Origin of the sequence: Actinomadura darangshiensis, assembly GCF_004349235.1 — a bacterium.
GTDB lineage: Bacteria > Actinomycetota > Actinomycetes > Streptosporangiales > Streptosporangiaceae > Spirillospora > Spirillospora darangshiensis.
Genome location: NZ_SMKY01000132.1, coordinates 1 through 22898 on the forward strand (window position 1 = coordinate 1; position 22898 = coordinate 22898).

At 73.6% G+C, this 22898-nt stretch carries 22 protein-coding genes; 5 read left to right on the top strand and 17 right to left on the bottom strand.

Features of this window, described 5'->3' with window-relative positions:
• The 11 genes from E1293_RS25670 to E1293_RS25720 form a co-directional block, all read right to left on the bottom strand.
• A partial coding sequence (locus E1293_RS25670) for a glycine--tRNA ligase (RefSeq protein WP_132200055.1) occupies window positions 1-2771 on the bottom strand: 2771 nt, incomplete at its 3' end.
• A 45-nt stretch (window positions 2772-2816) separates the two neighbouring features.
• Window positions 2817-3575 carry a phytanoyl-CoA dioxygenase family protein gene (locus E1293_RS25675; protein WP_132200038.1) on the bottom strand — a complete coding sequence of 253 codons (759 nt, stop codon included), beginning with the start codon at window positions 3573-3575 and terminating at the stop codon, window positions 2817-2819.
• A gap of 41 nt (window positions 3576-3616) precedes the next feature.
• On the bottom strand, window positions 3617-4312 hold the full coding sequence (locus E1293_RS25680; protein ID WP_132200039.1) for an SseB family protein: 696 nt from the start codon (window positions 4310-4312) through the stop codon (window positions 3617-3619).
• A 69-nt stretch (window positions 4313-4381) separates the two neighbouring features.
• Window positions 4382-5488 carry a barbiturase gene (gene bar, locus E1293_RS25685; protein WP_132200040.1) on the bottom strand — a complete coding sequence of 369 codons (1107 nt, stop codon included), beginning with the start codon at window positions 5486-5488 and terminating at the stop codon, window positions 4382-4384.
• 56 nt (window positions 5489-5544) lie between these two features.
• Window positions 5545-6504: a carbamate kinase gene (locus E1293_RS25690; RefSeq protein WP_243716539.1), complete on the bottom strand. Its 960-nt coding sequence runs from the start codon at window positions 6502-6504 to the stop codon at window positions 5545-5547.
• A 189-nt stretch (window positions 6505-6693) separates the two neighbouring features.
• Entirely contained in the window at window positions 6694-7857 is a 1164-nt protein-coding gene (locus E1293_RS25695) for a pyridoxal phosphate-dependent aminotransferase (RefSeq protein ID WP_132200041.1), read from the bottom strand.
• Between the two features lie 19 nt (window positions 7858-7876).
• Window positions 7877-8482: a response regulator transcription factor gene (locus E1293_RS25700; protein ID WP_132200042.1), complete on the bottom strand. Its 606-nt coding sequence runs from the start codon at window positions 8480-8482 to the stop codon at window positions 7877-7879.
• A complete protein-coding gene (locus E1293_RS25705) occupies window positions 8479-9732 on the bottom strand; it encodes a sensor histidine kinase (protein ID WP_132200043.1) in 1254 nt (417 codons plus the stop codon). Before E1293_RS25705 ends, E1293_RS25700 begins: the two co-directional genes overlap by 4 nt.
• Window positions 9733-9773: 41 nt before the next feature.
• Window positions 9774-10568 carry an ABC transporter permease gene (locus E1293_RS25710; protein WP_132200044.1) on the bottom strand — a complete coding sequence of 265 codons (795 nt, stop codon included), beginning with the start codon at window positions 10566-10568 and terminating at the stop codon, window positions 9774-9776.
• Window positions 10565-11506: an ABC transporter ATP-binding protein gene (locus E1293_RS25715; RefSeq protein WP_132200045.1), complete on the bottom strand. Its 942-nt coding sequence runs from the start codon at window positions 11504-11506 to the stop codon at window positions 10565-10567. The genes E1293_RS25710 and E1293_RS25715 overlap by 4 nt, the downstream gene beginning before the upstream one ends.
• A 90-nt stretch (window positions 11507-11596) precedes the next feature.
• On the bottom strand, window positions 11597-12235 hold the full coding sequence (locus tag E1293_RS25720; RefSeq protein WP_132200046.1) for an NAD(P)-dependent oxidoreductase: 639 nt from the start codon (window positions 12233-12235) through the stop codon (window positions 11597-11599).
• 88 nt (window positions 12236-12323) lie between these two features.
• Between E1293_RS25720 and E1293_RS25725 the strand changes: the two genes are divergently transcribed.
• Complete coding sequence (locus tag E1293_RS25725) at window positions 12324-12899, top strand: TetR/AcrR family transcriptional regulator (protein WP_165978390.1); 576 nt, start codon at window positions 12324-12326, stop codon at window positions 12897-12899.
• On the opposite strand, the gene codA is transcribed toward E1293_RS25725, so the two are convergent.
• From codA to E1293_RS25740, 3 genes are read right to left on the bottom strand one after another with little or no spacing between them, the layout of a single operon-like run.
• Window positions 12896-14179 carry a cytosine deaminase gene (gene codA / locus E1293_RS25730; RefSeq protein ID WP_132200047.1) on the bottom strand — a complete coding sequence of 428 codons (1284 nt, stop codon included), beginning with the start codon at window positions 14177-14179 and terminating at the stop codon, window positions 12896-12898. The genes E1293_RS25725 and codA overlap by 4 nt on opposite strands.
• 8 nt (window positions 14180-14187) lie before the next feature.
• Window positions 14188-15588 (bottom strand): acyl-CoA synthetase, encoded by a 1401-nt coding sequence (locus E1293_RS25735; protein ID WP_132200048.1) that lies wholly within the window; start codon window positions 15586-15588, stop codon window positions 14188-14190.
• Window positions 15589-16761, bottom strand: a complete 1173-nt coding sequence (locus E1293_RS25740) for a CaiB/BaiF CoA transferase family protein (RefSeq protein ID WP_132200049.1) — start codon at window positions 16759-16761, stop codon at window positions 15589-15591.
• Window positions 16762-16796: 35 nt separating this feature from the next.
• Between E1293_RS25740 and E1293_RS25745 the strand changes: the two genes are divergently transcribed.
• The gene (locus tag E1293_RS25745; protein ID WP_424923671.1) at window positions 16797-17387 is read left to right on the top strand and encodes a uridine kinase family protein; all 591 of its coding nucleotides are present in this window, start codon (window positions 16797-16799) and stop codon (window positions 17385-17387) included.
• A 28-nt stretch (window positions 17388-17415) separates the two neighbouring features.
• Window positions 17416-18228, top strand: a complete 813-nt coding sequence (locus E1293_RS25750) for a class I SAM-dependent methyltransferase (RefSeq protein WP_132200050.1) — start codon at window positions 17416-17418, stop codon at window positions 18226-18228.
• On the opposite strand, the gene nadE is transcribed toward E1293_RS25750, so the two are convergent.
• Together nadE and E1293_RS25760 are read right to left on the bottom strand one after the other, a co-directional pair.
• On the bottom strand, window positions 18221-19078 hold the full coding sequence (nadE, locus tag E1293_RS25755; protein WP_132200051.1) for an ammonia-dependent NAD(+) synthetase: 858 nt from the start codon (window positions 19076-19078) through the stop codon (window positions 18221-18223). The genes E1293_RS25750 and nadE overlap by 8 nt on opposite strands.
• 202 nt (window positions 19079-19280) lie before the next feature.
• Complete coding sequence (locus tag E1293_RS25760) at window positions 19281-20150, bottom strand: sigma-70 family RNA polymerase sigma factor (protein ID WP_132200052.1); 870 nt, start codon at window positions 20148-20150, stop codon at window positions 19281-19283.
• An 85-nt stretch (window positions 20151-20235) separates the two neighbouring features.
• Between E1293_RS25760 and E1293_RS25765 the strand changes: the two genes are divergently transcribed.
• Both E1293_RS25765 and E1293_RS25770 read left to right on the top strand, forming a co-directional pair.
• The gene (locus E1293_RS25765) at window positions 20236-21231 is read left to right on the top strand and encodes an ATP-binding cassette domain-containing protein (protein WP_132200053.1); all 996 of its coding nucleotides are present in this window, start codon (window positions 20236-20238) and stop codon (window positions 21229-21231) included.
• Between the two features lie 25 nt (window positions 21232-21256).
• A complete protein-coding gene (locus E1293_RS25770) occupies window positions 21257-22075 on the top strand; it encodes an ABC transporter permease (protein WP_132200054.1) in 819 nt (272 codons plus the stop codon).
• Between the two features lie 13 nt (window positions 22076-22088).
• Here E1293_RS25770 and E1293_RS25775 read toward each other — a convergent pair.
• A partial coding sequence (locus E1293_RS25775; RefSeq protein WP_165978391.1) for a hydantoinase B/oxoprolinase family protein occupies window positions 22089-22898 on the bottom strand: 810 nt, incomplete at its 5' end.

Here is a 22898-nt window from a genome sequence, read left to right on the forward strand (position 1 = left end):
CGGGTGAACGCCTCGTCGAGGTCCCGTTCGGCCGCCTCCGTGAACAGCGACGCGTCGTATCCGGCCGGCGTCCCGTGCGGGACGATGCGCAGGACGCGCTGCAACGCCGTCGTGAGCTGCTCGAACCGCGACGACCGCAGCAGCCCCGCGAGGTCGGTCGCGGCCTGGGCGGCGTGGGCGGGCGCGTCCGCGTGCGGCAGGACGGCCCTGACGATGTTCACCGGGTGCCCCTCGTCCAGGAGGTTCTGCTCCAGGCGCCGCGCGACGAACCGGCCCGCCTCCGCGAGGGCGTCGGCCGGGACGTCGACGGGCTGGTGCCGGGCGGCGGCGGCGAGGGCGTCCCCGACCGTGATGGGCGCGAGGCGCGGGACGTCCCGCAGGATCGCGGTCAGCGCGAGCGCCGCGCGCCGCAGCCCGAACGGGTCGGAGCTGCCGGTCGGGGCGGACCCGACGGCGAACAGCCCCGCCAGGAGATCGAGCCGGTCGGCGACGGCGAGCACGGCCCCGGTGGCCGACCCGGGCAGGGCGCCGCCGGCCGACCGGGGCAGCTCCATCTCGTAGAGGGCCTGGGCGACGGCGCCGTCCTCGCCCGCGCGGCGGGCGTACTCGCGGGCCATCGTCCCGGCGAGGCTCGACAGCTCGATGACCATGGACGAGGCCAGGTCGAACTTGGCCAGCCCGGCGGCCCGGAGCAGCGCCGCCCGCTCCTCGCCGCCGAGGTCGAGCCGGCCGGCGAGGTCGGCGGCGATCGCGGCGATGCGCGACGACCGGTCGGCCATGGAGCCGAGGCGTTCGGTGAACGTGAGCCTGCCGAGCCCCTCCTTGATCTGCTCGGGCGTGCTGCCGAGATCCTGCCGGTAGAAGAACGACGCGTCCTCGTAGCGCGCGCGGAGGACCGCTTCGTTCCCGGCCCGGACGGCGTCGTGGTCGCACTCGCCGTTGGCGACCGTGACGAAGTGCGGCAGGAGACGGCCCGTGGACGCCCGCACCGGCAGGTACCGCTGGTGCTTGCGCATGACCGTCGTGAGGATCTCCTCGGGCAGGTCCAGGTACTTCTCGTCGAACGACCCGAGGATGGACACGGGCTCCTCGACGAGATCGACGATCTCTTCGACCAGGCCGTCCTCGCCGGCGAAGTCGATCGTGCCGCCCCGGCGCCGCGCCAGGGCTCCGGCGTCCTCGACGACGCGGGCCCGCCGCCGCGACGGGACGGGCTCGATCCCGTGCTCGCGCAGTACCGGGACGAGCGACGGCGCGTCCGGCACCTCGACCAGCGGCGACGCGGCCGTGCGGTGGACGCGTGTGGACCGGCCGGCCGTCATGCCCGCGACCGTGAACGGGATCTCCTCGCCGTCCAGCAGGGCGAGCAGCCAGCGGATCGGGCGGGCGAACGACAGTCCGGGCGCGTTCCACCGCATGTTCTTCCCGGCGCGGAGCCCGGCGACGATGTCCGGTAGCTGGGCGGCCAGGACCTCGGCGGCGGGACGTCCAACGACCTTCCGGACGAATCCGGCGTACTCCCCGCCCGACACGGTCACCCGCTGGACGTCCGCCACCTCGATGCCCTGCCCCCGCGCGAAGCCCAGCAACGCCCGCCTCGGCTGGCCGGAGTCGTCGTAGGCGGCGGCGAGGCGCGGCCCCTTCACGACCTGCTCGGTGTCGGGCTCGCGCGGCTCCAGGTCGCGGGCGACCACGATGATCCGGCGGGGCGTCGCGCACGTGTCGAGCGAGGACGCGTCCGTGTACAGCCCGGCCTCCTCCAGCTCGTCCCGCAGCCGGCCCGCCACGTGCTCGGCCGTCCGCGCGACCTCCCCCGGCGGCAGTTCCTCGACACCGATCTCCAGCGCGAACGCCCCGGCCGTCCGCAGGTCCGGCAGAACGGGCCGGCCCGCGTCGGCGGTGCGGGTGGTGGCGTCTCCCAGCGGATGTCCGAGCTCGGCCCTGCGCTCGACCCACAGCGCGGCGACCTCGTGGGCGAGCCCGCGCATCCGGGCGAACGCGCGGGCGCGCTCGGTCGTGCCGATGGCGCCGCGCGCGTCCAGGACGTTGAACGCGTGCGAGCACTTCAGCACGTACGAGTGGGCCGGGACGGGCAGCCGGGCGTCCAGCATCCGCCGCGCCTCGGCCGCGTACGCCTCGAACAGCTCCCGGTTCGTCGCGATGTCGGCGTCGTCCAGGTAGTAGCGGCTCATCTCGTACTCGGCCTGCCCGAACGCCTCCCCGTAGGAGATGCCGGGCGCGTACGCGATGTCCTTGAAGTGGGAGACGCCCTGGAGCGCCATCACGATGCGTTCCATCCCGTACGTGATCTCGACCGAGACGGGGTCGAGCGTCAGCCCGCCCGACTGCTGGAAGTAGGTGAACTGGGTGATCTCCAGGCCGTCCAGCCACACCTCCCACCCGAGCCCCCACGCGCCGAGCGCCGGCGACGCCCAGTCGTCCTCGACGAACCGGACGTCGTGGGCGCGCAGGTCGATGCCGAGCGCGGCGAGGCTGCCGAGGTAGAGGTCCTGCGCGTCGCCCGGCTCCGGCTTGAGGATCACCTGGAACTGGGTGTGGGTCTGCAGCCGGTTCGGGTTGTCGCCGTACCGGGAGTCGTCCGGGCGGACGCTCGGCTCGGCGTAGGCGACCCGCCACGGCTCCGGACCGAGCACGCGCAGCGCGGTGGACGGGTTGAGGGTGCCCGCCCCGACCTCGGTGTTCATCGGCTGCGCGACGAGGCAGCCGCGCCCCGCCCAGTAGTCGGTGAGGCGGATCAGGGCGTCCTGCATGGTCAGCACGGGAGATCTCCAAGTGGGGCGGCGGACGAGTGAAGCCTAGGACCGCCCGAGACCTCGCTCTATCGCGACGCGCACCGGCGACGTCTCCGGCAGCGGGCCGGACGGGGCCAGCGGAGGCTGCGCCATGAACTTGGGCCGCGTGCCGCGGTGCGCCTGCGCGGCGTGCACGAGGAACGGATGGCACAGGTACACGTCGCCCGCCTCCCCCGCCGCCAGTGCGACCGGGCGGTGCTCGGTCGCCGGAACGGCCTTGCGCGCCAGCGGCATGAACCCGAGGCCCGGCTCTCCCGCCGGCTCCAGGATCTGCGGGACGTCGAGGTGGGAGCCGACCCGGACGCGGGTGGGCGCGTCGTCCTCGCCGACGTCCGAGAACAGGAACAGCATCAGCAGCGCGCGGTCCTTCGACGCCAGGTTCACCCGGTACCGCATGTAGTCGGCGGGGTCGCCGCCCTCGGCGGGGAAGCTCGCGTCGATGTGCCAGCCGTCGTCGCCGGGCGCCTCGTCGCTGGGGAACCGCACCGGGAACGAGCCGAGGCTGCCGCGCGGCTCCCAGGCGCCCTTCCCCACGACCGCGTCGAACGCGGCGTGCAGGCGCGGCGTGTTGGCGGCGGCCCGGAACGGCTCCTGGGCGTGGTCGCCGAGCCGCACCACCGGACGCGTCCAGGTCGCGGGGTCGCCGGGGTCGCAGCCCGTACCGCGCCAGAGGATCTCGCGGCACTCGGCGGCCAGCTCGCGGGGGAACGCCCCGGCCACCCGGACGAACCCGTCCGCGACGAAGGCGTCGACGTCGATCATGCGGCCAGCGTGCCAAAGCGGCCGCGGCCGGCGCGAACCATTTATCGGCGCATGACGTTCAGCTCGACGCCGCCGACGATGCGGCCGCGCAGCACCTCGGCGAGCCGGTCCGACACCCGCTGGACGGTGCGGCGCTCGTCGTGGCCGGCGACGACGGCGAACCGGACGGCCACGTCCGCGGACGTCCCCTCGGTGACGCGGACGCCGCTGACGGACTGGTCGGAGCCGAACGCGGCCTCGACGGCGGCGAGGACGTCCGGGTCCTCGTGCGGGGGCGGGACGGGACGGCCCTCGGCGAGCAGGTGCAGCCGCAGGCCGTCCACGGCGAACGGGACGGGCCCGGCGACGTCGACGACGAGCGCGTCGGCGGCCTCGTCGAGGGCGGCGCGGCAGGCGTCGCCGCCGCGCACCGTCACGGGGCGGGCGTCGGCGCGCCACGCCTTCATCGTCTCGGTGCAGGTGAAGGCGAGCACGCCCCGCCGCCCGTCGTCGCCGATGAGCGTGGGCAGCGCCATGTCGCTCGACTTCTCCCGGCGGAGCTCACCGGGAGCCACGTCCTCCTCCTCGGTGAGGACGGCGACGATCGGCACGAGGAGCCTGGCGCCCTGCAGCCGCCGGAGCACCGTGTGCGCGCCGACGCGCCCGGCGGCGTACCCGGTGAGGGCCTCACACAGCCGGGGGTCGGCGCTCCCGTCGTCCCCGGGGAACTGCGGTTCGGGAATCGTCAATCCGGACACGGCAGGAAGGGTATAGCCTCCGGCGACCGCGGTGGGCGACTATACGGATACTCTCCGTTTCGGGTTGGGTCAGCCCAGGTCCGCGATGGCGGCGACGGTGCCGCCGCCGGACGGGCCCTGGTGGACGGCCGCGACCGACACGAACACCGCCGGGTCGCCGGTGACCGAGGCCGCGACGCCGCCGACGCACGCCTTGATCTGCCGGTGCCAGTGCACGTCGGAGTCGTCCAGCATGATGTTGCGGCGTCCCCGGACCGAGCCGCCCGGGTCCGCCTCGCACTTGATGAACACGTTGACGAGCCGGTCGCCGAGGTCGGACGTGCGGGGCCGGTCGGGCAGCTCCAGGCCGGTCGCCTTGACCGCGTCCCAGATGCCGTCGGCGTCGAGGGCGTCCTTCATCACACCGTGCCCGGCCCGGTAGCGGCCGCCGATGCCGCGCACGTTGCCGACGACGACGATCTGGGCCCGGTCGAGCTCCACCCCGGACGAGCACGACGCGACGGACGAGTACAGCGACAGGTCCTTGTGGATCTGCTCCGCGGACGGCGTCTCGACCTCGCCGAGGGCGACCGCGATGCCGAGCGCCGTCGTCGAGTTGGAGATGTCCATCGACTTGAGGGTGTCCTCGGTGACGACGCCGTGGCCGCGCGACTTCGCGTCGTTGATCGTGTCGAGGGTCAGCAGCGGCGTCTTGGTCTGGACGTAGTGGACGTCGGCGGGGTCGTCGATCCCGGCGGTCTTCATCGCCTCGCGGACGCCGGCGGCGACCGTCTCGACCATCGCGGGCCGCCCGATGTCCTCCGGCAGGATGATGTCGCTCATCGCGACGCCCACCGACAGCCGCGGCTCCCGCGACCGCGGCGCCTTCGCCGGGTCGACGGTGGCGAAGACGGTCGCGTGCGGGCTGAGCACCCCGTCGGTGCCGCCGGACCACACCAGCGGGACGCGCGCGACCTCGTCCGCCGTCCGGGTGCCCTTGGCGATGAGGACCTCGCGGAACGCCCGGTCGGCCAGCAGCCGCGTGTAGTCGTTCACGCCGCCGTTGCCCTCGGTCTTGCCGACGACGGCGAGGACCCGGTCGGCCTCCAGGACGCCGTCGTCGATCAGCCGGGCCAGCCCGGCCGCGTCGGTCACGCTCTCGATGGGGATCTTGCGGACTTCGATCGGATCGGGCACGTCATCGCTCCTCAGCTGCTCTGGTCATCGATCTTTACCCCCTCGGAGTCCGGGCGTCACGCCTCGACGACCGTCCCGGCCTTCCCGTGGGCGGCGTCGCCGAGCCGGGCCAGCGACGCGATCGCCGCGCGGCGCCCGCCGGACGCGACGAACCGCCGCACCGCCTCGACCTTCGGGCCCATGCTGCCGCCGGCGAAGTGCCCGGCGGCGGCCAGCTCGGCCAGTTCCGCGACGGTCGTGCGCTCCAGCGGGCGGGCCCGCGGCGTCCCGAACCCGGCCATCGCGTTCTCGACGTCGGTGGCGATCACGAGGGTGGTCGCGTCGAGGCGCCGGGCCAGCAGCGCCGCCGCCAGGTCCTTGTCGATGACGGCCTCGACGCCGCGGAGCGCCCCGTCCACCCGGACCACGGGCGCTCCCCCGCCGCCCGCCGCGACGACGACATGCCCGGCGTCCAGCAGGGCCGCCGCCGCGTCCGCGTCGAGGATCTCCAGCGGCTCGGGCGAGGCGACGACGCGCCGCCAGCCGCGCTCGCCGAACCGCCGCCAGGTCTCGCCGAGCGCCATCGCCCGGCGCGCCTCCGCCTCCGGGAAGTAGCGGCCGATCGGCTTGGCGGGGGCGCCGAACCCGGGGTCGGAGGCGTCCACGAGTGTCCGCGTCACCACGGTGGCCACCGGGCGGGCGGCGCCGCACGCGGCCAGCGCCCGCTCCAGCGCGTTCATGATCATCACGCCGACGGTGGCCTGGGTCTGCGCGCCGCACCAGTCCAGCGGGACCGGCGGCACCACACCCGCCGCCAGCTGGTTCTTGATCAGCAGGTTCCCCACCTGGGGCCCGTTGCCGTGCGTGAGCGCGACCCGCGCGCCCGCCGCGACCAGCTCCGCCACATGCCGCATCGCCGCCTCGACGGCGGCCGCCTGGGCGTCCGGGGTGGCGCTGCCGTCCGGCGCGGTCATGGCGTTGCCGCCGAGCGCGATCAGGATCCGCTCGCCGCTGAGCGTCCCGCCGTTCCAGGTCACGGGACGGACGCTAGCCCGCGCGAAGGGCGGCGCTCACGGGCGAAATCCGCCCAACGAGCGCCGCTTCTTCGGCACTTTCTAGGGGCGTGCGCCGACCCGCCCCATCGTCGGGTACGCCATCGACAGGCCGTCGCCCGCGATGTCCTCGGCCGTGTGCGGCTCGGCGTGGGTGCGGCGGGTGAACCGTTCTCAGCGGAGGCGGGCGAGGCGCTCGACGGCCTCGTCGATGACCTCGTCCTTCTTGCAGAACGCGAACCGGACGAAGTGCGCGCCCGCCTCGGCGTGGTCGTAGAACACCTGCGTCGGGATCGCGACGACGCCCGCCTTCTCCGGCAGGGCGCGGGCCAGTTCCATGCCGTCGGTGAACCCGAGCGGCCGGATGTCGGCCTGCACGAAGTACGTCCCCTGCGGCCGGTAGGCGGTGAACCCGGCGGCCTCCAGGCCGGTGATGAGGCGGTCGCGCTTGGCCTGCAGCGACTTGCGCAGCTCCCCCACCCACGGGACCTCGTTGCGCAGCGCGTACGCGGCGGCCCGCTGGTAGGGGGCGCTGACCGCGTAGGTGAGGAACTGCTTGACCGTCTGGACGGCCCGGACGTACGGCGCGGGCGCCGTCACCCAGCCGGTCTTCCACCCGGTGACGGAGAACGACTTGCCCGCCGACGACACCGACACCGTCCGCTCGCGCATGCCGTCGAGCGTCGCGAGGGGGATGTGCTCGGTCTCGTCGAACGTCAGGTACTCGTACACCTCGTCGGTGATCGCGACGAGATCGTGCTCGCGGCAGACGTCCGCGATGGCCTCCAGCTCGGCGCGCGTGAACACGGTACCCGCCGGGTTGTGCGGAGAGTTGACCAGGATCGCCTTGGTGCGCGGTCCGACGGCGGCGCGCAGCTCGGCCGGGTCGAACGTGAAACGACCCTCCACCGGCCGCAGCATGACGGGCCTGCGGACGGCCCCGGCAAGCGCGATCACCGCCGCGTACGAGTCGTAGTACGGCTCGAAAACGATGACCTCGTCGCCGCGGTCGGCCAGCGCCAGCACCGAGGCGGCGATGCCCTCGGTCGCCCCGACGGTCACGAACACCTCGGTGGCCGGGTCGTACTCCAGCCCGTACCGCTCAAGCCGCTGCGCCGCCACCGCGTCCCGCAACTCGGGCAAGCCGGGGCCGGGAGGGTACTGGTTCGCGCCTGTCCGGATGGCGTCGACCGCGACGTCCAGGATGGAATCGGGGCCGTTGGAATCCGGGAAACCTTGGCCGAGATTGATCGATCCCGTCGAGACCGCCAGCGCGGACATCTCAGCGAAGATCGTCTCACCGAACCCGCGCATGCGCTCGACCAGTGGCTCACTCACGCCGCCCAGACTAACCGTGTCAGATCCAGCCCATTTCGCGGGCGGCCTGGAAGGCGCCCACGCGGTTGGACTCGCCGAGCTTGGCCATGGCGGTGGACAGGTAGTTGCGCACGGTGCCCTCGGACAGGTGCAGCTGCGTCGCGATGCGGGACGTCTCGGCGCCGGTGCCGGTGAGGCGGAGGATCTCGCGTTCGCGGTCGGTGAGCGGGTTGTCGCCCGCGGCCATCGCGCCGGCGGCGAGCTCGGCGTCCAGGTAGCGGCCGCCGCCGTGGATCTTGCGGATGGCGGCGGCGAGCTCGTGGGTGGGGGCGTCCTTGGCGACGAAGCCGCGGACCCCCGCGGACATGGCGCGGCGCAGGTAGCCGGGGCGGCCGAAGCTCGTGAGGATGCACACCGAGCAGCGGGCGGCGGCGGCGTTCAGCTCCTCGGCGACGGTGAGGCCGTCCGCGCCGGGCATCTCGATGTCGAGGACGGCGACGTCGGGGTCGTGCGCGGCGACGGCGGCGGCGACCTCGTCCCCGCGGCCGACCTCGGCGACGACGTCCAGGTCGGGTTCGAGGCCGAGGAGGGCGGCGACGGCGCCGCGGATGAGGTGCTCGTCGTCGGCCAGCAGGATGCTGATCACGCCGTCCTCCCCGCCGGGACGGCCTCCCCGGCGTCCGCCGCCTCGGCGCGCGGGAGCGGCACGGCGGCGCGCAGCAGGAACCCGTCGCGGCCGTGCCGGCCGGAGCTGATCTCGCCGCCGAGCACGGCGACCCGCTCGGCGAGCCCGGTCAGGCCCGAGCCGGCGGCGGTCTCCGCGCCGCGCACGCCGTCGTTGCGCATCTCCAGTACCACCGATTCACCTGCCACGGGGTCACCGTAGAGGGTGAGCGCGACCGCGCAGCGCCGGGCCTCGCTGTGCTTGATCACGTTGGTGGCGCCCTCGCGGATCACCCAGGCCAGCACCGCGCGGACCTCCGGCGGCAGCGCGGCCGGCGGGTCGCCGATCTCGCAGCGGACGCCCGCCGCCTCCAGCACCGCCCGGATCCCGGCCAGCTCGGCGTCCAGCTCCACCGCCCGGTACCCGCTGACGGCGGCGCGCACCTCGCGGAGCGCCTCCCGGGCGGCGCGCTGGACGTCGGCCATCTCGGCGGCGGCCCGGTCCGGGTCGTCGCGCGTCATCCGTATCGCCAGCTCGCTCTTCACCGCGATGAGCGACAGGCTGTGGCCGAGCAGGTCGTGCAGGTCGCGGGAGAAGCGGAGCCGCTCCTCGGTGACGGCGAGGCGGGCGAGGACGTCGCGGGCCGCGTGGGTCTCCCGGTGCAGCTCCCACATGCGCCGCTGGTACCGGTTGACGAACAGGACCAGGAAGCAGGTCACGGTGTAGATGGCGAACAGGATCGGGAAGATCGCGTACCAGGGCGCGTCCCCGTCGGGGAAGAGGCGGCCCGCGGCGACCGTGGCGATCGCGGCGACGAACGCCCCGGTGCCCGCGCACAGCGCGATGATCTGGTTGCGGCCGAGCGGGGACAGCGCCACCGCGGAGATCCAGAAGATGGGGATGACGCTGAACCACGGGCTGGTGAGGATCATCGCGCTCAGCGCGGCGGCGACGGCGCCGCTGGCCACGATGTCGCGCAGCGGCGCGCCGTCTTCGAGGCCCGTCCGGACGAGCCGCATGTAGTACCAGGTGAGCAGGCCCAGCCCGGCCAGCACCACGGCGATGAGCCACACGCCGGCGTGGCGGTCGCTGTAGGCGCTCTCGAGCCCGGCGAAGCCCGGGATGAGGAAGCCGACGGCGGCGAACAGGAACGAGCGGTACGTCACCCGCCGGTACCGTTCGAGCCTGCGGGCCGCCTGTTCTTCGATGTCCGCGGTGGTCGCGACCGTCATGTTCGTGTTCCTCCCCGGCCTCGCACTGTAATCGGTGATGGTCAGGCGTGCCGCGGCTCCCAGCGGAACCAGCGGGTGGCGAGGGCGCGGCCGAGGGCGGCCCAGAAGATCAGGACGAGGAACGACCGCACGCAGGCGAGCCAGCCTTCGCCGAACGCGAGGGACGCGTGCCCTGCCCCGTGCACGAAGTCCTGGCCGAAGTACCCGGTCCGGACGATCTCCACGACGGGACTGAGCGGGACGAACCAGCAGATCCGCTGGAGCCATTCCGGGAGGCCGTCCATGGGGAACATCACCCCGGCCCCGAGCATGCAGCCGAACATGATCGGCAGGACGGTGAGCTGCGCCAGCTCGGCGTTCGGGGTGATGCCGGACACCGCGAACGCCAGCGTCGCGAACACGGCGACGCCGCCCGCGAGCCCGGCGAGCACGAGGACGGGGTCGGCGGGGAGCCGCCCGCCCATCGCGGCGCCCAGCACGGCCAGCAGCGCGAGCGCCTGGACGGCGTACATCGCGGTCGCGGTGAGGATGCTGCCGCCGGTGATCTCCGCGTCCGTCAGCGCGGTGCCGCGCAGCCGCTTGAGCGTGCGGTCCTCGCGGCGGGCGGTGAACACGTTGACGAGGTTCATGAAGACGGCGAAGACGAGGAAGAAGCCCAGGTGGCCGGTGCCCTGCAGCAGGGCGCCGTCCACCCCGTCGATCTCCTGGCCGCGCATGGGGACGAGCATGCCCGCGAACAGGACCGGCAGGCCGACGACGGTGAACAGGGCGGTCCGGTTGCGCCAGAGGAGGGTGAGGTCGAGGCGCGCGACGCGCAGCACGGCGGCCGGGTTCATCGGGTGGCTCCTTCGGCGGTGCGCAGGAAGACGTCTTCGAGGGACGCGCTGCGCGCCCGCAGGCCGTCCAGCCGGACGTCCTGCTCGTCGGCCCAGCGCAGCAGCGCGTAGAGGCCGGCCTGGAGGCCGACGTCGTTGACGGTGTAGGTGGCGACGGTGTGGCCGCCGTCCACGGAGATGTCGGCGCGGGCGCCGCTCAGCTCCGGCAGTTCGGCGACCCGGAGGCGCTCCGGGAGCCGGAAGGTGATCCGGTCGCCGTGCCCTGCGACGACCTCGCCGACCGTGCCGGACGCCTCGATCCGGCCGCGGTGCAGGATCGCGAGCCGGTCGGCGAGGTGCTCGGCCTCCTCCAGGTAGTGGGTGGTGAGCAGGACGGTCGTGCCGCCCGCCACCACGTCCCGGACGGTCCGCCAGGTCTCGCGCCGGGCCTCGGGGTCCATGCCGCTCGTCGGCTCGTCCAGGAAGAGCACCGCCGGCCGGCCGAGCAGGGCCAGCGCGAGGTCGAGGCGGCGCTTCTGGCCGCCCGACAGCTGCCGCACCCGCACGCCGGCCTTCTCGGCCAGGCCCGCCATGCCGATGGCCTCGTCGCGGCCGCGCGCCGCCGGGGTGAAGCCGCGCCAGTGCTCGACGGTCTCGGCGACGGTGAGGTCGGCGAAGAAGCCGCCGTCCTGGAGCATGATGCCGATCCGCGGGCGGACCCGGCGGCGTTCCCGGTGCGGGTCGTGGCCGAGGACCCGGACCGTCCCCTCGTGGACGGCCCGGTGCCCCTCCAGGGTCTCCATCGTCGTGGTCTTGCCGGCGCCGTTCGTGCCGAGCAGCGCGAACAGCTCGCCCGCGGCGACGTCGAAGGAGATGCCGGCGACGGCCTCGAAGTCCCCGTACCGCTGGCGGAGGCCGTCGACGCGGACGGCGGCGCTCGTCTCCACGTTCGTTTCCATGCCACCAGCGTCGCGATCACGCGCGCCCGCCGGTAGAAGCGCGTGTCACCGGTTCCGGCGGCGCCTGTCAGCCGATCGGCGTGACAGCTGTCATCCCGACACGCTGATCACGTGGCCGCTGCCGGCGCGGTCGCCCGCCAGGTCGAGGAGGGCGACGGCCAGGTCGGCGCGCGCGATCGATACGCCGCCGAAGACGTTGCGGTCGGCCGCCCTGCGGTAGCGGCCCTTGCCGGGGGCGTTCGTGAGCCGCGGCGGGCGGACGATCGTCCAGCCGAGGCCCGAGTCGCGGGTGACGGCCTCGGCGGCGCGCATGTCGGCGAACGAGTGCTTGAGGACGCGCTCCAGGATCGGCTTCACCACGAACCGGGTGACCGGGTCGTCGCCCGGCCCGGCGTGGAGGCCGGCCGCGCTGGTGAGCAGGAACCGCTCGGTCCCGGTCGTCCGCATGGCGGCGATGATGGCGCGGGTGCTGTCCGCGCAGACGCTCGTCGGCGCGCGGCCGTCGCGGGTGCCGATGGCGGTGAGGACGGCGTCGCGTCCCTTGACCGTCTCCTCGATCGCGCCGGCGTCCATGACGTCGGCCTGGACGACCTCGGCGCAGGCGCGCACCTCGTCGGGCAGCGCGGCGGGGTCGCGGACGACGGCGGTCACGTCGTGCCCGGCGTCCAAGGCCCGCCGGACGGTGAGCACGCCGGTCCCGCCGGTCGCTCCGAAGACCGTGAGCCTCATCTGGGCCTCCTTGGCTGGTCGCATGGGTGAGTGAGTATTTACTAACCCCTATCGTGGTGAGCATTCACTCACCTGTCAAGGGGGCCCATTGAGCGCGCGCGAACGGATCCTGGACGCCGCGGCGGACATCATGCGGCGGCACGGGGTCGCCCGCGCCACCACCAAGGAGATCGCGAAGGCCGCTGGGTACTCCGAGGCGCTGCTCTACAAGCACTTCCGCGACAAGGAGGAGCTGATGCTGAGCGTCCTCAAGGAGCGGATGCCGGCGTTCGCCAAGGCGTGCGCCCCCGGCGAGGGGACCCTGGACGGCAATCTCGTCACCGTCGTCCACGGCGCGCTGCGCTTCTACCGGCAGGCGTTCCCGATGATGGCCTCGATGGTGTCGCAGCCGCGGCTGATGGAGGCGACCCGGGACTCGCTGCGCAAGTACGGCGCGGGCCCGCACGAGCCCGTGCGCGCCCTCACCCGGTACCTGGACGCCGAGCGCGGCCTCGGCCGGGTCGCGGCGGGCGCCGACACCGGTGCGGTCGCAGCCCTGCTGATGGGCGCCTGCTTCCAGCAGGGGTTCCTGCACTACTTCGCCGAGGGCGACGGCGGCCCGGACCTGCCGGAGTCGTTCGCGCGGGAACTGGTCCGCCCCGTCCTCGCGGAACTGCTCCCCTAGCGGTCGCGGGCGCGGACGAAGTCGACGTCCTCCGGCTCGCGGCCCGGCCAGGTCAGGCGGGTCGGCGTCACCGGCGTCTCGGCGACGAGCCGTCCCTTCGCGATCACGTGCGTCGGACGGGTCTGCCGGCGGACGGCGTCGAACGGCGACGCGGCGGGCAGCACGACGAGGTTCGCGGGCCGTCCGGGCGCGATGCCGTACCCGTCGCCGAGGCCGAGGACGCGCGCGGCCCGCTCGGTCACCATCGCGAACGCCTCGTCGATCTCGGCGGCGCCGGTGAGCTGCGCGGCGGCGATGCCGGCCAGGGCGACCTGGAGCGGGGAGGCGGTGCCGAGCGGGAACCACGGGTCCATGACGTCGTCGTGCCCGAACGCGACGTTCACCCCGGCGCCCAGCATCTCCTTGACCTGGGTGAGGCCGCGGCGCTTCGGATGGGCGTCGAAGCGCCCCTGCAGGCACAGGTTGGCGAGCGGGTTGCAGACGAGGTTGATGCCCGAGCGGGCCAGGATGCGCTGCAGCTTGTAGGAGTAGGCGCCGTTGTAGGAGCCCATCGCGGTCGTGTGGGACGCGGTGGCCCGGTCGCGGAGCCCGCCGCGCCGCGCGAGGGTGGCCAGCACCTCCACGAACCGGGACTGCTCGTCGTCGATCTCGTCGCAGTGCGCGTCCAGGCGCAGCCCGTACCGCTGCGCCATGTCGAAGGCGATCTCCAGGGAGCGGACGCCGTCCTCGCGGGTGTCCTCGAAGTGCGGGATGGCGCCGATCGCGTCCACGCCGCGGCGGGCGGCCTCCTCCAGCAGTTCCGCGCCGTCGTCGAAGGAGCAGATGCCCTCCTGCGGGAACGCGACGAGCTGGAGGCCGATGACGTCGGCGACCCGTTCGCGGACTTCGAGCATCGCGTCCAGCGCGACGAGGCCGGGGTCGGTGACGTCCACATGGCTGCGCACGTGCAGGACGCCGTTGGCCGCGTACCAGCGCAGCACCTCAGACGCGCGGTCGATGACGTCCTCGCGGGTGAGGAACGCCTTGCGCTCGCTCCACACGGCGATGCCCTCCCACAGCGAGCCGGACGCGTTCCAGCGCGGCTCACCTGCGGTCAGCGTCGTGTCGAGGTGGACGTGGGGTTCGACGAACGGAGGGCTGACGAGGTGGTCTCCGGCGTCGGCCAGGACGTCACCGGAGAGTTCCCCGGCGGGCGCGATGCGGCCGAGGCGGTCGCCGTCGATCTCGATGTCGTGCGGGCCGTCCCGCCCGATGAGCCGGGCGTTGCTGATCAGGCGCATGCGGCTCCTCAGGGCGTGATGCCGGGCAGGCGCGTCTTGACGACCTTGCCCATGGCGTTGCGGGGCAGCGCCCCGACCAGATGGACGACGCGGGGCCGCTTGTGCGCCGACAGGCGCTCGGCGACGAAGTCGATGAGCTGCTTCCCGCCGACGCCGTCGGCGACGACGTAGGCGGTGACCTGCTCGCCGAGGTCGTCGTGCGGGGTCCCGACGACGGCCGCCTCCCTCACGGCGGGATGCGCGAGCAGCGCGTTCTCGATCTCGCCGGCGCCGATCCGGTAGCCGCCGCTCTTGATCAGGTCGGTGGACGCGCGGCCGACGATGCGGTGCCACCCGTCCGGGCCGATCGTGGCGATGTCGCCGGTACGGAACCAGCCGTCCTGAGTGAACGACTCGGCGGTGGCCTCGGGGCGGTTGAGATACCCCTTGAACAGCAGGGGTGCGCGGACGTGCAGCTCGCCGGGCGTCTCGCCATCTGGCGGGACGGGCGAGCCGTCCTCGGCGGCGAGGCGGGTCTCGACGCCGGGCAGCGGCGTGCCGACGTATCCGGGGCGCCTGTCGCCGGCGGCGCGCGCGCTGAGCGTGATCAGCGTCTCGGTCATGCCGTAGCGCTCGACCGGACGGTGGCCGGTGAGTTCGGAGAGCCGCTCGAAGACGGGCACGGGCAGCGGTGCGCTGCCGGACACGAGCAGGCGGGCGCCTCTCAGCGCCTCCGCGGCGGAGGGGTCGGCCGCCGTCCTCGACCAGACGGTGGGGACGCCGAAGAACAGGCTGCCGCGATCGTCCTGCGCGGCCTTCGCGTACAGCTCCGGCTTGGGACGTCCCGTATGGACGAGCGGCGAACCGACCCGCAGGGCCCCGAGCACACCGAGGACCAGCCCGTGGACATGGAACAGCGGCAGCCCGTGGACGAGGACGTCGTCCGGCGTCCAGGCCCAGGCCTCGGCGAGGGCGTCCAGCCCGGCGGCGATGGCACTCCGCGAGACCAGCACGCCCTTGGGGGCGCCGGTCGTCCCGCTCGTGTAGAGGATCAGCGCGGTCGCGTCGGCGGGAGCGTCGTCCTGGGCACTCCCGTTGCGGGGCAGCGAGTCGACCGGGATGAGCGGCGGCTCGCCGTCGAGGGGTTCGGCGTCGCTTCCGGCCAGCAGCAGGCGCGCGCCCGAGTCGCCCAGGATGTGCGCACGCTCGGCAGGCCCCGAGTCGGGCGGCAGCGGCACCACGGGCACGCCCGCGAGGACCCCGCCGACGACCGCCGCGACCGTCTCCACAGAGGCGGTGGCGTGGACGGCGACCGCGTCCGCGCCCCGGATCTCGTGGGCGACGGCGGACGCCCAGCCGAGCAGTTCGCCGCGTGGCAGTTCCCGTCCGGCGATCCGCACCGGGCCGCCCGTCGCGCCGAGCAGGTCCATCTACTCGCCCCTCTCCTTCTCGTCCAGCTCCTTCTCGTCCAGCCAGGCCAGTATCGCGTCGGTGTGCTCGCCGAGCAGCGGCGGCGCGGTGTGCCCGCGCGGCGGCGCCCCGTCGAAGCGCAGCGGCGGGCCGGGCAGCTCGATCGGGCCGAGCTGCGGATGGTCGACCTCGATGACGAGGCCCTGCGAGCGCGTCTGCTCCCGCTCGTACACCTCGTCGATCGACCGGATGGCCCCGGCCGGCACGCCCGCCTCGTCGAACCGCGCCAGCCAGGCGTCGCGCGTGTCACCGGCGAGGACCTTCTCGATGTCGGCGGTCAGTTCGGCGCGGTGGGCGGCGCGGTCGGGGATCGTCGCGTAGCGGGGATCGCCGGGGTCGAGGCCGACGATGGGGGCGAACCTGCGCCAGAGGTTCTGGTTCGCGACGCCGATCTGAAGCTGCCCGTCCTCGCAGCGGAACGTGCCGTACGGAGCGATGGACGGATGGTCGTTTCCGACCGACACAGGGACATCGCGGGCGACCGTCCAGCGCGTCCCCTGGAACATGTGGGCGCCGACCACGGACGCCAGCAGCGAGGTGCGGACGACCGTCCCGCGTCCGGTGCGGCTCCGCTCGTACAGGGCGGCCAGCACGCCTGCGACACCGTTGCCGGCGGCGAGGATGTCGGCGATCGACAGGCCGACCTTGCTGGGCGTGCCCGGCGGCCCGGTCACGCTCATGATGCCCGCCTCGCCCTGCATGATCGCGTCGTAGCCGGGCCGTCCGCCCTCCGGCCCGTCGTGCCCGAACCCGGTGATGGAGAGCACGATCAGCCCGGCGTTCAGCTCGCGCAGCCGCTCCACCGGGAACCCGAGCCGGTCGAGCACACCCGGCCGGAAGTTCTCCACCAGCACGTCGGCGTGCCGGACGAGCCGCGCGAGCGTGCCCCGGCCCTCGTCCGACTTCAGGTCGAGGGTGATCGACTCCTTGTTCCGGTTGATCGACAGGTAGTACGTGCTGACCTGGTCGCCGCCCGCGAACGGCGGTCCCCAGCCGCGCGTCTCGTCCCCGGTGCCGGGCTGCTCGACCTTGATCACCCTGGCGCCGAGGTCGGCGAGCGCCATGGTGGCCTGCGGGCCCGCCACGACACGGCTGAGGTCGACGATCACGACGCCTTCGAGCGGTCCGGGCAAGGACGTCCTCCTTCGCGGGGTCGGCACCTGGAAGTATGCCGTCCGTGCCGGACTCCGCCATGACCTACCCCGCGCTCGCCGCCCGCCTGCTCGCGCTGCCGCCGTCCTGCGGACCGGTGCGCGTCATCGCGGTGGACGGCCCGAGCGGCGCCGGCAAGTCGACGTTCACCGACCACCTCGCGGAGACCCTGGTCGGCGCGCCCGTGATCCGCTCGGACGACTTCCGCGTCCCCTGGGACGCCGACCCCCTCACGTGGTGGGAGCCGTTGCGCGCATCGGTTCTCGACCGCCTCTGCGAAGGACGCCCCGCCCTCCTGCGCCGCTACGACTGGCACCACGACCGCTACGGCCCGGCCGAGGAGATCCCGCCCCCGCCCCTCCTGTTCATCGAGGGCGTCGGCTCGGCATGGGCGAAGTCGCCCGCCGCCTACCGCATATGGATCGACGCTCCCCACGACCTCCGCCGCGCCCGAGCCATCGACCGCGACGGCCTGGAGTACGCGGACGCGTGGGACGCCTGGTCCACCCGCGAGGAGGCCCACTTCGTCGCCGACGGAACCCGCGCCCGCGCTGATCTGCTAGTGGACGGCACCACCTTCACCCAGCACCGCTTCACGACCCGGTAAGACACACGGGACGATTACGCTCGCGGCCATGGCCGATGCCGACTATCTCAGGGTCAACCAGGCGCTCTGGGACGAACGAGTGCCGATCCACCTCGCCAGCGACTTCTACGACCTGGCCGGATTCAAGGCCGGCGGGCAAACCCTGCGGCCGTTCGAGCTGGACGAAGTCGGGGACGTCACCGGCCGGGAACTCGTCCATCTGCAGTGCCATTTCGGTCTCGACACCCTCTCCTGGGCCCGGCGAGGCGCACATGTCACCGGCCTGGACTTCTCGGAGAAGGCCATCGGGGCCGCCCGCGCGGTGGCGGAGGAGACATCGCTCCAAGCCCGGTTCGTCGCGGCCGACGTCTACGACGCGACGACCGTCCTCGGCGAGACCTACGACATCGTCTACACGGGTCTCGGAGCCCTGTGCTGGCTCCCCGACATCGACCGCTGGGCGGGAATCGCCGCATCGCTGCTGCGTCCAGGCGGGTTCGTCTACCTCGCGGAATTCCACCCCTTCGCCGACACCCTCGACGACGAGGAAGGCCGCACGCTCACCTACGACTACTTCGCCGAGGGACCCCAGATCTGGGACGAGCCCGGCGCGGGCAGCTACGCCGACCCGCAAGCGCCCGTCAAGCACACCCGCTCGGTCGAGTTCTCCCACGGCCTGGGCAAGGTGGTCACGGCGTTGACCACCGCGGGCCTGCAGATCGACTTCCTCCACGAACACGACTACACCCTCTGGCAGCGCTTCTCCGTCCTGGAAAAGCACAACACCGCCTACCGCCTCCCCAAAGGCCACCCACGCCTGCCGCTGATGTACTCCATCCGCGCCACCAAGCCCGTCACCTGAGACCAGCGCCGTTTTCCCACCAGTCGTCGAGCGGCGTGGCGGGGACGGTGCGCTTGTGGCGGGTCTTGAGGTAGAGCGCCTCCAGTTTCGCGGCCACGTCCGGGGTGACGTCGGCGCCTTCCAGGTAGTCGTCGATCTGGGTGTACTTCAGGCCCAGTGCCTCTTCGTCCGGGAAGGCGGGCCGGTCGTCCTCCAGGTCGGCGGTCGGCACCTTCTTCCAGACGCTCTGCGGCGCGTCCAGCTCCCGCAGAAGAGCGGCGCCCTGGCGCTTGGTCAGGCCGGTCAGCGGGGTGAGGTCGACGCCGCCGTCGCCGTACTTGGTGTAGAAGCCGGTCACGGCCTCGGCCGCGTGGTCGGTGCCGACGACGAGGAGGTTCAGCTGCCCGGCGATCGCGTACTGGACCACCATGCGCTCGCGCGCCTTGATGTTGCCGCGCACGAAGTCCCGCAGCCGGGGCTCGTCGCCCAGCAGCTCGTGCAGCCCGATCGCCGCCTCGGCGGCCGCGGCGTCCGCGCTCGGCCTGACGTTCACCGAGATCGACCTGTCGGGCTGGATGAACTTCAGCGCGACCTGCGCATCGTGCTCGTCGGCCTGCACACCGTAGGGCAGCCGTACCGCCACGAAGGTCGCGTCATGGCCTTCGTCGCGCAACTCCTCGGCGGCGAGCTGGCACAGCCTGCCCGCGAGAGCGCTGTCCTGGCCTCCGCTGATCCCGAGCACGTATCCGTTGGCCGGGGTCGACCGCAGGTAGTCCTTGAGGAAGCCGACACGTTCCCGGATCTCGTCGCCCGGGACGATCGTCGGCTTGACGCCGAGTTCGGCGAGTATCAGCTTGCGCAGGTCCGCCATTCACCTGACTCTACTTGCCGGGCACGAACGTCCCGAGCGCGGGACTGGCCGAGTCCGGCATGGTCGGGAGGCCGGGCGCCTCTTCCGCCCGGCGGCCGAGGAGGGCGACCTCGCCGCGGCCAAGTGCATGGTGTGGCCCGCCTGGGAGGAGGCCCGGGACGGCGACGCCCGCGCTTGGCTTGAGCGCGCCGCCCACGGCGTCCTAGGCGGCGGGCAGGAACTCCACGTCGATCCGGGCGAGCCGCCAGGGGTCGGCGATGACGTCGATCGCGGTGATCCTGCCGTCCGCGATGGTGAAGGAGAAGACCGCGCGCAGCTCTCCGCCGACGGACCAGGCGGCGCCCGCGCCCCCGTCGAGCAGCGCCGGGCGGGCTCCCCGGGCACGCCCGGAGAGCCGCCGGGCGATACCGGCCGCGCCACTGGCCTCCGCCGCGCCCAGTTGCGCGGCCGTCCGGTCGGAGCGCAGGACGGCGCCCGGATGCAGCAGCACGAGCAGCGCCTCGAAGTCGCCGTCGCGGGACGCTGCGAGGAACGCGCCGACGATGTCCTGCCCGCGGCCGGAGCCGGTGTCCCGGACGCCCTCGGCGGCCTGGATCCGGCGGCGGGCGCGGCTGGCGAGCATCTTCGTCGCGGACGGCGTCCGGCCGACGATGGGGGCGATCTCGCGGTACGGCACGGCGAACATGTCGTGCAGGACGAGCGCCAGCCGTTCGGCGGGGGCCAGCGTGTCCAGGACGACGAGCAGCGCGACGCCGAGCGAGTCGGCGAGCAGCGCCTCGTGCTCGGGTCCGTCCGCCTGGTCGCCGGCGGTCTCCGGGGGCCGCAGGCCCAGCGGCTCCTCCCGCCGCGCGGTGCGCGAGCGCAGCATGTCGAGGCAGACCCGGCCGACGACCGTCGTCAGCCAGCCGCCCAGGTTCCGCACGCCGGTGACGTCCGAGCGGTGGAGCCGCAGCCACGCCTCCTGCACGGCGTCGTCGGCCTCGCCGGCCGAACCCAGCATCCGGTGGGCCACCGCCCGCAACCGGGACCGGTGCTCCTCGAAGCACTCGGCCAGCCGTTCATGCTCGGTCATCGTTACCTTCCTCCGCCGTCCTCCGTCATAAGACTGACGAACCGGACCCGGCCGGCGTAACACCCCGGCGGTGAGGAGACCCGCGATGGCAGAACCGATCATCGAGGCCGACGGCCTGGTCAGACGCTTCGGCAAGGTCGAGGCGCTGGCCGGGCTCGACCTGACGGCGCACAGCGGCCAGGTCACCGCGGTGCTGGGGCCCAACGGCGCGGGGAAGACCACCTTCGTGCGCACGGTCGCCACGCTCGTCCGGCCGGAGGCGGGGCGGCTGCGGGTGGCCGGCGTCGACGCCGCCCGCCACCCCGGGCGGGTGCGGCAGATCATCGGCCTGGCCGGGCAGTACGCGGCGGTCGAGCCGACGATGACCGGGCGCGAGAACCTGCGCATGGTGGCGCGCCTTTACGGCCGGTCCCGCCGGCAGGCGGCCGGGGGCGCGCAGGAGGTACTGGCGCGGCTCGGCTTGGAGGACGTGGCCGACCGCCGGGTCGCGACGTACTCCGGCGGGCTGCGGCGGCGGCTCGACCTCGGCGCGACCCTGGTCGGCGCGCCCCGGCTGCTGCTGCTCGACGAGCCGACCACCGGCCTCGACCCGCGCAGCCGGAACCATCTGTGGGACGCCATCCGGGACCTGGTGGCGCGGGGCACCGACGTGCTCCTGACGACGCAGTACCTCGACGAGGCCGACCAGCTCGCCCACCAGGTGGCGATCATCGACCACGGGCGGGTCATCGCGCACGGCCGGCCGGCCGAGCTCAAGGCCCGCGCCGGACGCGACATGATCGAGGTCCGCGCGCGGCACCCCGCGGACCTGCCGGCACTGGTGCGGGCGCTGGCACCGGTCGGCGCCGGGGAGCCGCGCGTCGACGCCGGGACCGGCCGGGTGGCCGTCCCGGCGGCCGGAGGGCCGCGGGCGCTCACGGCCGCCGTCCGGGCACTCGGCGACCTCGGCCTGGCGGTCGACGACATCGCCCTGCGCCGGCCGACACTGGACGAGGTGTTCCTCACCCTGACCGGGGGTCCGTCCCGCCCCGGCGGCGGGGACCGGCCCGAGCACGCGCCCGAGCACGCCGGCCGGGCCTGAACAGGCGATCCCGAGGAGGCAGCACATGATCGTTGATGCGGGTACCGCCGCTCATACGCAAGCACCGGGTGCGAGCGCGGCCGTGACCGCCGCGCAGGTGGCCGCGCGCACCGTACGCAAGTACATGCGCTCGCCCCAGCTGCTGGTGTCCAGCATGGTGGGAGGCGCGGTCTTCCTCCTGCTCTTCCGCTTCATCTTCGGCGGCGCCATCCACCTCGGCGCCGTCCCGTACGTCGACTTCCTCATCCCCGGCATGGTGGCGACCAGCGTCCTCATCACGGGCACGGGCGCCGCGGTCGGAGTCGCCGAGGACGGCGACCAGGGGCTCTTGGACCGGCTGCGGTCCCTGCCGGTGCCCCGGATCGCGTTGCTGACCGGCCGGGCGCTGGGCGACCTCGCGATCGTGGCCTGGGGGACCGCCGTCACCGTGGCCCTGGGGTTCGCGGTCGGATTCCGGCCGCACGGCAGCGTCGCGGAAGCGCTGCTCGCGTTCGGGCTGTGCCTGGTGTGCGGCTTCGCCTTCCTCTGGATGTACGTGTGCCTGGGACTGGTGTCCGCCAACGCCCAGGCCGCGCAGAGCACGTCGATGTTCATCTATCCCGTCATCTTCGTGTCGAGCGCCTACGTGCCGGTCGGCACGCTGCCCGGCTGGATGCGGCCGGTGGCCGAGTACCAGCCGGTCACCGTCGTGTCGAACGCGGTCCGCTCGCTTGCCTTGGGCGACCCCGCGCTGGCGGGCCTCGCCCACACCACTGGCTACTGGGTCGTCCTGTCGCTCGTCTGGTCGGCCGGGATCGCAGCCGTCTTCGTCCCGCTCGCCGTCGCGCTGTACCGGCGCTCGTAACGGCGGTCACGCCCTAGGGGGCGTCGTCGAGGGTGTCGACTTCGGCGGAAGGCTGGCCGCCGGAGAGGGTGGGGTAGCCGGGGCCCCGGTCGAAGAACGGGAGGGGGCCGCGTTCGGCGCGTTGGCGGGCGCGGAGGGTTTCGGTGGCCTCCACGTCCACTGCGCCGTCGGTCAGGACTACGCCGTAGTCGTCGTGGGCGCCTTCCGGGGAGACCTTGCCGTCTCGGACGTCGTCGGCCACGCGGGACGGGGCGCGGTTCAGGGGGTCGCCCCAGCCTCCGCCGCCGGTGGTGCGGATGCGGATGACCTGGCCTTCGCGGACGGGCCGGTCGTCGACGAGGCCGTCCATCTCCTCGCCGTCGATCTCCACGCGGAAGGGGCGGCCCGCGCGGCCTCCGCTGACGCCCCAGCACGACAGGATCGAGCGGTCGGCGATCGACATGTAGTGGGCGTCGCGGAGCATGCGGATGTGCTTGTCGTAGCCGAGGCCGCCGCGGTACTCCCCCGGGCCGCCGGAGTCGGCGGCCAGGCCGAGGCGCTCGACGATGAACGGCCAGCGGGCCTCGGCGAACTCGGCGGGGATGTTGCGGGAGTCGGGGACGACGTGGATGGTGTCCTCGCCGTCGGCGTAGTAGCGGCCTCCCGAGCCGCCGCCGAGGACCTCGCGCATCAGGTACGGGCCGCGGCCGTCCTCGCCGTAGACGCCGGTGTAGCGGATCGTCTCCTGGTCGGCGGGCATCCGGCCGTGCGTGGCCTTGGCCAGGACGCCCGCGAGGACGCCGAGCAGGCGCAGGATGACGAACGTGCGGGCGTTGGTGGGGGC

What these genes read in the sequence shown, in the direction of transcription:
- E1293_RS25715 (WP_132200045.1), bottom strand. Translation starts at nt 11,506, where the DNA reads ATGGAAACGAACGTGGAGACGAGCGCCGCCGTCCGCGTCGACGGCCTC.
- nadE (WP_132200051.1), bottom strand. Translation starts at nt 19,078, where the DNA reads ATGGCGGACCTGCGCAAGCTGATACTCGCCGAACTCGGCGTCAAGCCG.
- E1293_RS25675 (WP_132200038.1), bottom strand. Translation starts at nt 3,575, where the DNA reads ATGATCGACGTCGACGCCTTCGTCGCGGACGGGTTCGTCCGGGTGGCC.
- codA (WP_132200047.1), bottom strand. Translation starts at nt 14,179, where the DNA reads ATGCGCCTGATCAGCAACGCCCGGCTCATCGGGCGGGACGGCCCGCAC.
- E1293_RS25720 (WP_132200046.1), bottom strand. Translation starts at nt 12,235, where the DNA reads ATGAGGCTCACGGTCTTCGGAGCGACCGGCGGGACCGGCGTGCTCACC.
- E1293_RS25760 (WP_132200052.1), bottom strand. Translation starts at nt 20,150, where the DNA reads ATGACCGAGCATGAACGGCTGGCCGAGTGCTTCGAGGAGCACCGGTCC.
- E1293_RS25765 (WP_132200053.1), top strand. Translation starts at nt 20,236, where the DNA reads ATGGCAGAACCGATCATCGAGGCCGACGGCCTGGTCAGACGCTTCGGC.
- E1293_RS25735 (WP_132200048.1), bottom strand. Translation starts at nt 15,588, where the DNA reads ATGGACCTGCTCGGCGCGACGGGCGGCCCGGTGCGGATCGCCGGACGG.
- E1293_RS25710 (WP_132200044.1), bottom strand. Translation starts at nt 10,568, where the DNA reads ATGAACCCGGCCGCCGTGCTGCGCGTCGCGCGCCTCGACCTCACCCTC.
- E1293_RS25745 (WP_424923671.1), top strand. Translation starts at nt 16,797, where the DNA reads ATGCCGTCCGTGCCGGACTCCGCCATGACCTACCCCGCGCTCGCCGCC.
- E1293_RS25750 (WP_132200050.1), top strand. Translation starts at nt 17,416, where the DNA reads ATGGCCGATGCCGACTATCTCAGGGTCAACCAGGCGCTCTGGGACGAA.
- E1293_RS25770 (WP_132200054.1), top strand. Translation starts at nt 21,257, where the DNA reads ATGATCGTTGATGCGGGTACCGCCGCTCATACGCAAGCACCGGGTGCG.
- E1293_RS25705 (WP_132200043.1), bottom strand. Translation starts at nt 9,732, where the DNA reads ATGACGGTCGCGACCACCGCGGACATCGAAGAACAGGCGGCCCGCAGG.